The following is a 12511-nucleotide window of genomic DNA, read 5'->3' on the forward strand; positions in this document are numbered from 1 at the left end:
GAGTTCTACTTTCGTTTCTGCATCTTCATTGCCGATAGGTTTCGGTTCGTTTTTAGTTCCGTATGGATCAATGCCGTATAAAACCCATGTAATCGCTTCGCCTATAGATGATTTACCTGCTCCATTCGGGCCACTAATAGTTGTTATTTCACCGAATGCCACATTAAGGCTGTCATGATTTTTAAAGTTAGTAATACGAAGTTCCTTAAAGTTGATTTTCATTATTTTTCCTCCTTGTTTTGAGGAGAAACTCTTTGATATAATATAGGTACATACTTTTCGAAGTTTCTCCAAACCGTCTTAGGGGTAAGACGGTTTTTTATTTTGTTTTGATGCTTTCACGCATCGGAATATCCAGGAACTTATTTTCTAGGTGGGGGATACCATTAAATTCCTGAATATTCCGACAAGCGAAAGCTTGTCCTATTTCGTTTTAGACTCTTTTTTTAGTTCTAAAAGCGTATGGAATGTATTTCTTTTAATCGTTTCTAACAACTGAAATGCTTCATGTGGCGTATAATCCTCTTCCTCAACTAATCTTGCAAGACCAGTAATTATTAGTTGTTGACCAAAACTCTCTAGGTTCAATTCATCCTTCTTCAATTCCCGTTCCCCTCTCTATTTAGCTAGAGTTATAAACTCCTTATGCATTTCCTCAACCTTATCTGCGCTGTTATGTATCCCTCTAGCTCGTAAACTGCGTATCATTTTGATGATGTTTGCTTTGTCTTCCTTATCCTTCTGCTGTTTATCCATCAACTTTCATCCTTTATCAACTGCTTTATGCGTTTGTAGTTCAATCCTACAAAGATGAGAAATGCAACCAATACCATGAAATATGAGTATGTGCTTTCTTCCATTGTTTACACCGCCTTCTGTTCTTGTTCTTTCTTCAGTCGGTCTATGATGTAAGCTTGTCCTTTTGGTGTTACGTATGTTGTTGTCCATGTGAATGGCTCTCCACTTGGTTTCTGTTTAACACCTTGCGCAATTTCGAAGTATCCTTTTTCAACAGCCGCTTGAGTAGGTTCAGTGGATCGTTTGAACATTAGGTTCCATTCTCTAAGTTTTGCGAATAACTGGCGTTGCCCGATTTTGACATTGTGTTTAGCTGCTAACTTAGCAACCTCGCTTACTTTCAGTGATTCATTTGACTGCATACAAGCTTCTGCAAATGTTACAAGTGGTTGTTGCTGTACAAGTTGTTGTTGCGCTGCTGCAAGCTTTTCTTTCTCTTCTTTTAATTTAGTGAGAAGACCAATTGCAAAGTCTGGATTAGTTACTGCTTGTTCCAGGACTTGATCTGTCATGTATGCCCCGTGTTTTCTAATAGAAGGAAGCACTTCTTCAAACACCCATTTTTCAAACTGTTCCGCTTGTGGGAGTTTTGATTTTACGATTAAGCGGTATAAGTTACCTTCATTAATGAATTTCTTTTCTTGTTTTCTTCCTAGCGAATCGATGACTCCGTAAAACGTGGTACCCATCATCGTGCAATGCCTTGTAATCGCATCGTGTGGTTTTGAATAACCCAGTGATTTCGCAACTTCAACTGCCGGGAAGTATTCTTTCCCTTCTTTAATAAGAATTTCTAAGTTGCCGAACATGTTATGTGAGAATTTTTTAAGTTCGTTCATTTGGTTTACTCCTCTCATTTCGTAAATCTAAGGTTTACTTTAGTTGTTAAAAAAAAGGTCTTTCGGATTTTCCTCAAGAGCATTTGCGATTTTCTCTGCTAAGTCTATTTTCAAAGTTCTTTTTTCGTTTTCGATATACCAGTAGTGCATTTTAGTGATTCCGACTTTATCGGCAACGTCTTGGCAAGACATCCCTTTTTCTAGTCGTTTTTGTTTTAACTGCTTCAAGTTATTTCCTCCCTTCGTTGCCTGTGATTTCATTATAAGTAAACCTTAAGTTTATTTCAAGTGCTTTTTTTAAAAAAACTCAAATAAATTTTATCTTGTGGTAAACACTATGTTTACTTTATACTTTATGTATTATATACACTATTTAAAAAGGGGACGTTAATGTGATCGGGGAAAAGATTAAAGAACTCAGGAAGAAAAGTAAGATTACCCAAGAGCAACTAGGCGATGCTATTGGCGTATCTAAAATGGCTATTTCTTATTTTGAAAAAGGTAAAAAGTCACCTGGGCGAGAATCATTAGAAAAGATAGCCGATTATTTCGGAGTAACTACGGATTATTTATTAGGGAGATCAGAGGACCCTGAACTAAATGAAGAAGATGATAAGGTTGTGTCTGAAGAAGGAAAGAACATACTTGCAATAATAGAGGGTCTTCCAGAGGATGAGCGAAAGAAAGCTTGGGAACAATTAGAGATGTACGTTACTTATATGCAAAATAAAAAGAATAACTAACAAAAGAAGACTACCTCATCCGGCAGTCTTCTTTTTTATGTATTTGGTTTTTCCTTATATGATTCATCAAGGACAATCTTTAGAATATCCTCTGCCTTTGGACTCCCCTGTTGCAACCCCAATTTAGCCGCCATTCTTACTAATTGTTCTTTTGTCATCCCCAACATCCTCCAATATTCTCATAGTAGTTTGTGAATTACATCACAATAATTCTATAAAACTCTATTTTCAAAAATACAGAACTTCCCCAGAAAGCACGAATGCGATTGCCCATTGATATAGGCAATCGCATTCTAATTCATATATATATATCTATTACAGGCCGCCGCCGCCTGGATCAACCATCATACGTTGAACTGCAGGTTTTTGTGCGTCTTGTTTAGGTTCTTCTTTTTTTGTGTCAGCAGAGAAAGTGAACATTCCTGCCATTATTAAAATAGGTAAAAGCGCTAAAATCTTTTTCAATCATTTCACCTCTTCTCTTAAGATAATTATACCATTTTTTCAAGAATAGCCCAAGTGTCTTTTAGGCAATTGGGAATAAAAAATATTCCCTTTCTCCTCGAATATCTCAAGAGATTCTTCCATGAGTTTACGATCATTACGAGCAAGCCCTAAATAAAATTTTTGAAACGCAGAAAGTCTCCCTTGCACTTTTAGCAAATCCATCAATATATCTTCTGCCTTTTTGTTATTCCCTAACTTTATTTCTAAATAGGCCTTTTCGGCAGGGTGAACTTCCAAATCCCCTACCGGCTTATCCCAATATATTTTTAGAAATACCATTGTTTGAAGAATAAGCTTCTTTTTGGCCTTTAAACGCTGATTAAATGGATCCCCTAAGTTTTCTAGTGATTCTTGTAGATATTTTAACGATTTATTGTAATCACAAAAGATATATGACTCTCCAAGGTTGCAAAAAGCGTTTACCCTCTGAATGTTGAATTGCGGATTGTTACCACATTGTTCAATTAATTCAAAAGAAAACTCTCTACATTCAATCACATTACCACGAAGTAGATGTATCGCAGAAAGTATTTCAATAATTCGATGATTATAACTTGATTTTATAAATCGGTTTTTTCTCACACTAATTTGTTTAACCTTTTCTTCTGCGTTTTTCACATAATTAAGGATAGATCTATAATTGCCAGTATCGTACAACAAGTAACACATCAACAAGTCGCACATAGCACTGTTTTCCACATATTTCACTTTTTTACGAACATCTTCTAGCTGATTTAACAATTCATCACCGTTAAATCTCTCTAAGCTTCTTTTATACAATATTTCATATACAGTGGCTGCTTCACGGTTTTTGGCATAAGATGAACCTTTTTCTTTTTCAATCATAGTATTTAACAATTCTAATTCTCCGCGATAAGAAGTGTATTCTAGTGTTTCTCTATAACTTCCGTAATCTTTCTCAGAGTTCAAATTTACATATTCCATAATCATCTTTCTCCTAAGATCATGATCATCGTTGTACGCACACATAAGTGCACCGGAGAATTGATAAAATTTCATATCTCTCTTGCCACTAAAAGTTTCTGATATTGTACTTTTACCAACTTGTAATTGTTTAGCTAATTCACCATCTGTAATACCAATTGCAAATAAATCATTATGAAGCTTATTCAATAATCTTTGCACTGTTTTGCTCCTCCTTGCCGGAACAAAAGACACGTTATACCCATTTTTTAACTTTTGAGGAAAACGCGTCACTACATTCAGAAGATGTGTTATAATTTATGTAAGACTTGCAGTAAGTGTTTTCCCTAGTCTGGTTAGGGAAAGCGGTACTATGGTGTTCGCTGCACCTTAGTACACGCTGTGAGTCTTTTTTACGTCCGTTTATTTTATTATTTTCATAATATCACATTTTTTCCAAAATTCAGTCGTGTGGTTGTCAGAAAAATGTTGAGAAAGTTTTTAAATCGCGATATATCAACATTTCTCACGTGACATAAAATTAAAAAAATACATCGAGAATGAAACGTATGAAGACCTCACATGCATATTTTACCACTAAACAAACATTTGTTCTATACATATTTTTATAGGTTATAAAAATACCAAAATAATTTTAAAAAGTCAGAGTATCGACCAATTATGGTATAGTGATAAGGCGATTATTATACTCAAACTATGAAAACTACAGTCGGACAAAACATTAAACGTTTAAGGAAATCATTCGATTTAACGCAAGAACAACTATCCGATAGAACAGGTTTATCACGTGGACAGATCAAGAATTGGGAAACTGATCGGCACGAACCTGATCTTGAAAGCTTAAAAGTACTTGCGTCGTTTTTTAACACCTCCACAGACGCCCTTCTTAACTTCGAGAACAGAAAAGAAGATGCGTTATTAGAATTACTATTTAATGATATCCAAAGAGCTTATGAGGAGCTTGATGGGCATCAGCAAGGGCGTTTCGCTAAACAATTAGCGTTGTATGTCAAAATGTTACGAGATAACAAGGACATACTATGATTTGATTTCATCATAAAAGAAATCATTTCCAAAATAAAGAGGTAAAACTTTACATAATTTTACCATTCTTTCCAAGAGAGCGTTCGCTCTCTTTTTTTATTTTCATTCGACAAAATATGACAATATAGTTGTAACCGTTTCTGTTATGATAGTTTCGGAAATCTTACATTTTACATAACTGGAGGAACGAGAATGTATAAAAAAATGGGTACAATTGCTTTAGCAGGAGCACTTGCTTTTAGTTTAACTGCATGTGGTGAAACAGAAGTTAAAGAAGTAAGTAAAGACAATGCTCCTAAACAAGAGGAAAAAAAGGACAAAAAAGCATCTACTGAAAACAAAGTTTATAAAATCGGGGATACAGTAGAAGTTAATGGTCTACAACTAACTTTCAGTTCAGCTAAATTCGTTGAACCTAACGAATACATTAAAGCTGAAAAAGGAAAAGTTTTAGAAATCGCATTTAATGCTAAAAACAACGGCAAAAAAGATATATATTTCGGAACTTCTGAATTAAAAATTGCTGATGTTAACGGCAATCAATTCAAAGAGTACTTTGGCGGAGGAGATACATTCGTAAACGAAAATATCGCACCAGGCAACCAAATTACTAACAAAATGACATTTGACGTTCCAGAAGGTGATAAATTCGTTGGTACATTCAAACCAACATTTACATTCGATGAAAAATCTGTCAAGTTCGAATTTGACGTGGCTAAATAAGGAGAAATTAAAATGAAAAGAACAACTGAATTTGTATTAGGACTTATTGGTGGTATTTTTGGCATTATTTGTGCATTTATTGCATTATTAATCGGTGGTATGGGAGCTGCTTTCGAAGCTGAAGGCGCAAATACGATTATCGGATTAGGTTGGGGAGCTGTAGGCCTATCAATCTTAGGAATCGTGGGTTCTGTTATGGTTAGGAATAAAGCGAAAGTTGGCGGTATCATGATGACTATCGCTGCTATTGGTGGATTTATTTGTATTTCTATCTTCTTCTTATTACCTGGAGTTTTATTATTGATTGGTGGATTAATGGGTATCTTCCGTAAAGATAAAGTTGCTGTATCTGCTTAATTATACGTTATGTTAATCAAAATTAGAGGGCAACGCTCTCTTTTTTTGTATATTCTAAATATCTTGTACTCAAATAATGGGAATTTTGATACTATCTTATTATTAAAATCTAATATATAAGGGGAGAAATACAGGTGGAAGTTGAAAAGAAATCAAAGGTTTGGGAATATATCGGATGGGGATTAGGTATACTCGTTGGCTCTGTCGCTCTTTTCTTTGCACTATTATGGTTTATTAACGGTCAATCACCTGCCACAGTGTTTAAAACGGTAACAGTTGATGAAATAATAGCTGAATTCAATAAAGAAGGTTTAGATGCTAAAGACCCTACGGAATTGCCTCAAAAAGAATTTGGTAATACTCGTGAGGAAGGTAAGAGGTTTCTTGTACCACATCTAGGTAAAGATCTAGGTGGACGCATTTATAAGTTTAAAAATAAAGAAGATCTTGAAAAAGCAAAGAAATACTATGATGAGCTAGGAAACAACGCTCCGATACTTTTCTCACATACATACGCTAAAGGGAAATATCTTTTACAAATGAATGGTCAAATGAAAGATGACGAGTTCAATAACTATAAAATTGTTATTGATAATCTAGTAAATTAGGCAGCGGCACTCGAAAGGGTGCTTTTATTTATGAATTTATACACAAAAGGAGATTAAACAATGAAATTAACTTTATTTACAATATCTAACGAACAAATTAAAGAACAATTGATCAAGTTACAAACAAAGGTTGAGTCTTTGGAGACTGTAAAAGATGTTCAGGACAAAATGATTGCTACAAAAGATAGTCAAATTTCATTTTTAGAAGGACAAATATCCACCATATCAACGTGGGTTTCTATAGCTGGTGCTGCTGCTGGTATTGTTGCATCATTAGCGTTTGCATACGTAACGTACTTAAATCGTCAAGCTCAGAAAAAAGTCGAACAGGCTGAATCATTAATCATTCAAAACCAACAAACCGCAACTCTTGCACAAGAGAAATTAGATACATTAGAAACTAAACAACAAGAGTTAAATGATTTAGCAAATACAACAATTACAAATCAAAAATATGATGTGTCATTAAGGCAAGTTGGGAGTACGCTTGATTTATCAAAGGTTATTATAGATTCTATTTATGATCAGATAAAATCTCCTACATCTCTAAATCCACCTATGGAATACATAGAGGAATTTTCTAAATTAAATGAGAGATATAATTCCATAGCACCAGAATACAAAGGAATATTATTTAATTTCAATACTGACGTAATAAGTGGTAAAAAATATGATCCAGGGTATGTAATTACAGGGCTTGAAATTTTAGTACCTAAATGCGCCGAATTACATTACGAATGTAAAAATCTAAAGAGAAAATTTGAGAAATATGAATAAAATATAGATTTAAACAACATTTCTCAATGTACAAAACAACTTAACATGGTAAAATAATATTTGGATGGGAGTCCAATACATATTATTAAAATTAAAGTGGTTCAAGTCGGAGAAAGGCACCTTAGGGTGTCTTTTTTTATAAAAAATCCCCGCACATTGTGCAGGGAACTACATTAACTAACAGGAACTCTCTCGCTAGATGGATGTGAATGTAAAGAAAATGCTTGATCAACTGATACACGTTCTGACTCCGGTAAATGCTCTCCATATAAAGTATATCCTCTTACACGATAAGGTTCAGAATTAACACCTAACCAACGATTACAAGCAAATACAAAATCCTTACCATTATCACCCATTAATTTTATATATTCAAGATACCAATCATGAACAGGTTCATCATTACATTCAATTCTAACAGTTAATGCTCTAATATCATCACAAGGTATATCTCTGGGTAAAACAAAACCATCTAAATTACCTTGCTCAAAATCATCATTAGGTCCATTAAAATCACCAAATAACGGAGAAACATAATTAGATCCACCAAATAATTGCACCAATACTACAGCATCAGTACCTGCTCCTTTAACATCACCAGTTTTAAATTGAATTTTATAAGTAGCCATCCTACAAAATCTCCTATCTATAATATAGTCAGTATAGATTTTGTAAAAACATAAAAATTATACATAATAATTTCACGTACTATATATGATGTGTAAAACCAAATTCTGCAATAAGGCCATTCTATCATCCGTCCCCTTATCCTCTAACCAAGTGATTAGTAAATCCTTGATTTATTCCTCTATCTTAGCAAGTAGTTCCCCCAATACTTAAAGAATCTCATGTTTTTCTACTTTTCCTCGAATTTAATGTTGACTGAAGGTCTTGTGGGTTTTTATCATGTGGGAACGATTATGGAACACGGCTGGAAGGCAGATTTATCCCCTACTTTGAACGACTACAAAAAAAGTAATCGATCAAAATAGATGGATAAGCGTCTTGTTTTCGCCATGCGGTCACTTATAAGGTATCCGTATGTATAGACCCTGCTCACTCAGCGATCTTCACCGCATACATCCTTTTACTATGGCTTGTCCTTGTAATATCGTCCCTACACGACAAACTGAATGTACTCCCTAGCACCGTAATGCTAACGATAACCACCCGAACCTTTTAGAGAATCGTCCCTGGGCAAGTTCTCGCCCTCCCTCATCAGAAGAACAGGATTCCAATGAGGGGTGCTGTTTTTGTAGGCGTATACTTTGTACCCCCTGCACGACCAACAGCTAGCCACGCCAATAACACGTTCCCTCTATATAGAAGCACGGAATTACGGCTTATCAGTTTTTAATTACGTGGTATCAGGCAATTCCACGCGAACAAAAACAAAAAGGCATCCCAAATTCCTAAATGGCCTGTACATTCACAAGACTTCTAGGATTAGAGATGCCCGTAATATATCTTCTGGACTATAAAATAATCAAAACTAGTATTTACTAGTTGATATTTATCCAAACAATGATAAAATGGGTATATCAAAGAAGCCTCGGAGAAAGGCATAATTGTTTAAGGATAGTGTTGGTGCACTACTTAAACCGAAGTCCTGCTTGGTTACAGGTTATGTCTAGTAAGTGTTGGTAGCAATTACTAGAACTGAGTCATTCCCTCAACGGTTGGTAGCCGTTAACGTATGGGAGTGGCTTTTTGTTTTGTGTTCATATTCAATTGTTCTATCGATCTTCGTTTATGTAAAATATCAAATTATGTTTTGTTTTGTAGAATGTTGCTTGTTGTGTACTACGTTACAACAAGCTTTTTTGTTTGTAAATACAGAAATGACAACTTGAAACTACGCAAAAGTGTAAATGTGGAACTACGCAAAAGTGTAAAATTCTACTTTTCTACTTATATTCAAAATAAATTATAATTCTACTAACTTATGTTTAAACTCAAATGTATATATAGCTGCATTCAACGCTGTATATACTATTAACTACGCAAAAGTAGAAAAGTAGAAAAGTACACCAAAATATCTTACGCTTAAGTCTACTTTTCTACTCTTTCGATAAATCCGTTGGAAAAACACAAACTTTTCTTAGGTATACTGTTGCGAATATTGTATATAGATGTTACATTTTACTCAAAGGTATACTTATTCGGAGTTTTATAGAGGAGTGTCGAAAATGACTAGACAAGCAACTACATACGTAATCGGTAACTTTAAAGGTGGAGTTGGAAAAACAAAAACAGCAACAATGTTAGCTTATGAAGCAGCTACTGTATTTAATGAAAAGTGTCTTTTAGTGGATATGGATCCTCAGGGTAATGCTACAAGAGTTCTTGCTAAGACAGGAGACATTGAACAAATAGACAAGTCTATTACGGATGCATTTCTAAATCAAAATTTAGAGAATGAGATTATCCCAGTTATTGAGAATTTGGATATCGTTCCATCTAATACTTCATTTAGAAAACTATCAAAAATCCTTTTTGATATGTTCCCAGAGGATGAACTTGCACAAATTACTTATTTAAAGAAATTACTTGAACCATTAAAAGATAAATATGATCGTATTTACATTGATGTACCACCAACAATCAGTGACTACTCAGATAACGCTATGATAGCAGCTGATTATTGTATCATCGTTCTACAAACACAAGAACTCTCTTTAGAAGGTGCTCAAACATACATCGCTTATATGCAGTTCTTAGCAGAGACATATGATGCAGACCTGCAAGTTTTAGGGATTATTCCAATGATGTTACACCAGGGGAAACGAGTGGATAATAAAGTATTACAGCAAGCTCAGGAAATGTATGGCGGAAACGTTCTAGAAACAATCGTGAGATATCAAGAACGCCTAAAAGTGTATGATATCGAAGGAATTCATAAAAATGTTAACGTTAGCGGTAATATTGATATGTGGGATGAAAAAGCTCATCAACTATTCATTGATGTTCTTAGTGAATTAAATGAACATGAAAATTATTTTGCAACTATTAATGCTTAAGGAGGAAGTTCGTAATGTCTAAAGCACCATTTCAACCTATTGTCACAAAACCTGGAAACACTTTAAATGACAAAGGTGTACAGATAAAAGGAACTAACGATTTTGGTCGTAATAGTGAGCCTGTTAAAAAGCAAGTTATCAAACCTATAATTAACAAGGCCAAAGTAACTACTCCTGAAAAGCCAGATCAACGTTTAGTTCCATCTAAAACCGCTAAACTTTCACCTGCTGTGCAATTAAAGTTGAATACACTAAAACCATTTATCAAAGAACAAGAGAACATGGATAAGGCATCGATTAACAGTATTATCGATATGCTGCTTGAAAGCTACGTAAATACTAAACTTACAACAAGACAGTCTGAAGGATATAAAGGGATATATAAGCACCTTTATGAGATGCTAGATAAATAATAAGAAACGATTCAATTTCACCTTGTCTACACAGTGATTCTTAACGTTTTCCATCCTAATATTATTGGAGATGAATTTCATGGGAGTAATTACGAAAAATGGCGATAATATAATTGATTTCGATTTATTTACAGAAAAGTATGGTTGCATAAAAGTTGACTTTAAACAGCAGGAAGGCAAAAGGTACTACTTATATGCATTTCGCAATGATTTATCTGAGTGGGATTTTGATAAAGGGGAATTAATTTTAATTACCCACAATGAAAGTGAAGTTAAAGAGATAGCTTCAAAAGTGCTAACTCTTTATTCAGGTGAAGTATTTTGTAAAGAATGTTTTAGAAAAAAAGATATTAAGAAATTATCTAATAAAGAAGATACTCGATATTGGTGTCATTATTTTTGGGATAAGACTCCACTCCGTACTAAACAATTATTACAAGATGAAATTTTATACTCAATCGATGATATGGATTGGTCCATGGTAAATAGTATAATTTATGATAAATCATATGTACTTTTCGGAACATGTTTATCCTGTATGACTCGTGAAGAATACGATAATAATGATGTTATTCAAGAAAAGATAGAGTTAATGGACGATATCTGGGAAGAAATAATAACAGCAGAAATAATAAATGGCCCTGAAAGCTTATTAGAAAATATATTATGTGACCATATATTTGTCATTGAAAAAGGTATGCATTTTATAGAAAGACAATATAGGGTGGAAAATGGAATCATTGACATTATAGCAAAGGACAAAAATGGCACTAAGTGTATTATTGAATTGAAAACGGTTGATGATGATAAAAGTTTGGTATGGCAAGCTGCTTATTATCCGTCTTGTTTCACTGAAGATGTTCGTATGATTACAATTGCCCCTGGTTATTCAAATAGAATATATAACGCTCTTAAAAACATAAATAATGTTGAAATGAAAGTTTTCGGTAAAGATTCAAATGGAAAGTTTAAGGTAAAAGATTTTGAGGGTAAAGAGTCTGTTTTAGAAACAACGGAAGAATCACCAATTACCGTATGAACGATTGAGCCCTACGTATGTAGGGCTTTATATATATTTACTATTAAGTAGAAAAGTAGAAAAGTGTATATTTCTACTTTTTCGTAGTTTATTCAAAGTCATTCACCAAAACCTCCACCACGGCTTCTTCTTCTCTTTCGCAGCAGCAACCTCATCCCGAAATTCCTGCATCATTCTCTTCGTTTCCTGCATCTCACGTAGTGTCTTCATAAGTGTCTCATCTCTTGCTTCCAATCGTTTTTCCACGCGTTCATTGTGCGATTCTATACTCGCTTTGATTTCCTCGTTACTTTGCTTGGCCTGCTCACTTAAACGTTTCTCCATCGCTAACATACTCTGATTCATTTCTTGCGCCATAACGCTGTACTGTTCCTGTAGTTGCTGTTTAATGTGGAATGGCACTAAGTCCGTTTCCTCAGACTCTTCTTGAATCAGATCTGGATTAACTTTCTCTATTTGCTGCGCAATCATCTTCGCTGCTTTTTCTAGCGTCATACCGTCATGCTTGCTCAAATCAATTAATTTCTCAATCACCATAATGTCACTGTCTGTGTATTGGCGTCTGCCGCGATTATCTTTCTTTACTGCGAATCCTTCGCGTGATAATACTTCCATGTACTTTCTAAGGGTGCTATCGGATATTCCTAGTCGTTTGTATACTTCGCTGGCAGAATAAACAATTTCGTCCGTCATAACGT

19 protein-coding genes are annotated in these 12511 nt (G+C 34.5%); 9 read left to right on the forward strand and 10 right to left on the reverse strand.

Features of this window, described 5'->3' with window-relative positions; all coding sequences use genetic code 11:
- The 5 genes from MR113_RS14195 to MR113_RS14215 all read right to left on the reverse strand — a co-directional run.
- On the reverse strand, nucleotides 1-222 hold a 222-nt coding region (locus tag MR113_RS14195; RefSeq protein ID WP_242254975.1), incomplete at its 3' end, for an AAA family ATPase.
- A 201-nt stretch (nucleotides 223-423) separates the two neighbouring features.
- Entirely contained in the window at nucleotides 424-603 is a 180-nt protein-coding gene (locus tag MR113_RS14200) for a hypothetical protein (RefSeq protein WP_157410602.1), read from the reverse strand.
- A gap of 15 nt (nucleotides 604-618) precedes the next feature.
- The gene (locus MR113_RS14205) at nucleotides 619-756 is read right to left on the reverse strand and encodes a hypothetical protein (RefSeq protein ID WP_179885276.1); all 138 of its coding nucleotides are present in this window, start codon (nucleotides 754-756) and stop codon (nucleotides 619-621) included.
- A gap of 107 nt (nucleotides 757-863) precedes the next feature.
- Entirely contained in the window at nucleotides 864-1637 is a 774-nt protein-coding gene (locus MR113_RS14210; protein WP_242254979.1) for a phage antirepressor KilAC domain-containing protein, read from the reverse strand.
- A 39-nt stretch (nucleotides 1638-1676) separates the two neighbouring features.
- Nucleotides 1677-1898 carry a helix-turn-helix transcriptional regulator gene (locus MR113_RS14215; protein ID WP_098580843.1) on the reverse strand — a complete coding sequence of 74 codons (222 nt, stop codon included), beginning with the start codon at nucleotides 1896-1898 and terminating at the stop codon, nucleotides 1677-1679.
- Between the two features lie 131 nt (nucleotides 1899-2029).
- Here MR113_RS14215 and MR113_RS14220 point away from each other — a divergent pair, with 131 nt between their 5' ends.
- Nucleotides 2030-2380, forward strand: a complete 351-nt coding sequence (locus MR113_RS14220) for a helix-turn-helix domain-containing protein (RefSeq protein WP_242254982.1) — start codon at nucleotides 2030-2032, stop codon at nucleotides 2378-2380.
- A 35-nt stretch (nucleotides 2381-2415) separates the two neighbouring features.
- On the opposite strand, the gene MR113_RS28350 is transcribed toward MR113_RS14220, so the two are convergent.
- The 3 genes from MR113_RS28350 to MR113_RS14230 form a co-directional block, all read right to left on the reverse strand.
- On the reverse strand, nucleotides 2416-2538 hold the full coding sequence (locus MR113_RS28350) for a hypothetical protein (protein WP_277929696.1): 123 nt from the start codon (nucleotides 2536-2538) through the stop codon (nucleotides 2416-2418).
- A gap of 157 nt (nucleotides 2539-2695) precedes the next feature.
- Nucleotides 2696-2845 carry a complement C1q protein gene (locus MR113_RS14225; RefSeq protein ID WP_242254985.1) on the reverse strand — a complete coding sequence of 50 codons (150 nt, stop codon included), beginning with the start codon at nucleotides 2843-2845 and terminating at the stop codon, nucleotides 2696-2698.
- Between the two features lie 39 nt (nucleotides 2846-2884).
- The gene (locus tag MR113_RS14230; protein WP_242254987.1) at nucleotides 2885-4033 is read right to left on the reverse strand and encodes an AimR family lysis-lysogeny pheromone receptor; all 1149 of its coding nucleotides are present in this window, start codon (nucleotides 4031-4033) and stop codon (nucleotides 2885-2887) included.
- Between the two features lie 495 nt (nucleotides 4034-4528).
- Here MR113_RS14230 and MR113_RS14235 point away from each other — a divergent pair, with 495 nt between their 5' ends.
- The 5 genes from MR113_RS14235 (at nucleotide 4529) to MR113_RS14255 (ending at nucleotide 7341) form a co-directional block, all read left to right on the forward strand.
- Complete coding sequence (locus MR113_RS14235) at nucleotides 4529-4876, forward strand: helix-turn-helix transcriptional regulator (RefSeq protein ID WP_098355237.1); 348 nt, start codon at nucleotides 4529-4531, stop codon at nucleotides 4874-4876.
- A 192-nt stretch (nucleotides 4877-5068) separates the two neighbouring features.
- Nucleotides 5069-5599 carry a DUF4352 domain-containing protein gene (locus tag MR113_RS14240; RefSeq protein ID WP_242254990.1) on the forward strand — a complete coding sequence of 177 codons (531 nt, stop codon included), beginning with the start codon at nucleotides 5069-5071 and terminating at the stop codon, nucleotides 5597-5599.
- 12 nt (nucleotides 5600-5611) lie between these two features.
- A complete protein-coding gene (locus tag MR113_RS14245; protein WP_242254992.1) occupies nucleotides 5612-5956 on the forward strand; it encodes a DUF4064 domain-containing protein in 345 nt (114 codons plus the stop codon).
- A gap of 134 nt (nucleotides 5957-6090) precedes the next feature.
- Nucleotides 6091-6564 carry a stress protein gene (locus tag MR113_RS14250; RefSeq protein ID WP_396022461.1) on the forward strand — a complete coding sequence of 158 codons (474 nt, stop codon included), beginning with the start codon at nucleotides 6091-6093 and terminating at the stop codon, nucleotides 6562-6564.
- A gap of 60 nt (nucleotides 6565-6624) precedes the next feature.
- On the forward strand, nucleotides 6625-7341 hold the full coding sequence (locus MR113_RS14255; protein WP_242254994.1) for a hypothetical protein: 717 nt from the start codon (nucleotides 6625-6627) through the stop codon (nucleotides 7339-7341).
- Nucleotides 7342-7514: 173 nt separating this feature from the next.
- Here the strand turns inward: MR113_RS14255 and MR113_RS14260 are convergent, their stop codons facing one another.
- Nucleotides 7515-7970, reverse strand: coding sequence for a PLAT/LH2 domain-containing protein (locus tag MR113_RS14260; protein WP_242254996.1), 456 nt, complete (start codon nucleotides 7968-7970; stop codon nucleotides 7515-7517).
- A 1560-nt stretch (nucleotides 7971-9530) separates the two neighbouring features.
- Between MR113_RS14260 and MR113_RS14265 the strand changes: the two genes are divergently transcribed.
- The 3 genes from MR113_RS14265 to MR113_RS14275 all read left to right on the forward strand — a co-directional run bounded on the left by MR113_RS14265 (nucleotide 9531) and on the right by MR113_RS14275 (nucleotide 11813).
- Nucleotides 9531-10361 (forward strand): ParA family protein, encoded by an 831-nt coding sequence (locus MR113_RS14265; protein WP_098155046.1) that lies wholly within the window; start codon nucleotides 9531-9533, stop codon nucleotides 10359-10361.
- Between the two features lie 14 nt (nucleotides 10362-10375).
- Entirely contained in the window at nucleotides 10376-10774 is a 399-nt protein-coding gene (locus MR113_RS14270; RefSeq protein WP_242254998.1) for a hypothetical protein, read from the forward strand.
- 79 nt (nucleotides 10775-10853) lie between these two features.
- Nucleotides 10854-11813, forward strand: coding sequence for an endonuclease NucS domain-containing protein (locus tag MR113_RS14275; protein WP_242254999.1), 960 nt, complete (start codon nucleotides 10854-10856; stop codon nucleotides 11811-11813).
- Nucleotides 11814-11915: 102 nt separating this feature from the next.
- Here the strand turns inward: MR113_RS14275 and MR113_RS14280 are convergent, their stop codons facing one another.
- Nucleotides 11916-12506, reverse strand: coding sequence for a DUF3967 domain-containing protein (locus tag MR113_RS14280; protein ID WP_242255002.1), 591 nt, complete (start codon nucleotides 12504-12506; stop codon nucleotides 11916-11918).
- Nucleotides 12507-12511: the final 5 nt, after the last annotated feature.

Origin of the sequence: Bacillus cereus group sp. BfR-BA-01379 (genome assembly GCF_022663605.1) — a bacterium.
Classification (GTDB): domain Bacteria; phylum Bacillota; class Bacilli; order Bacillales; family Bacillaceae_G; genus Bacillus_A; species Bacillus_A mobilis.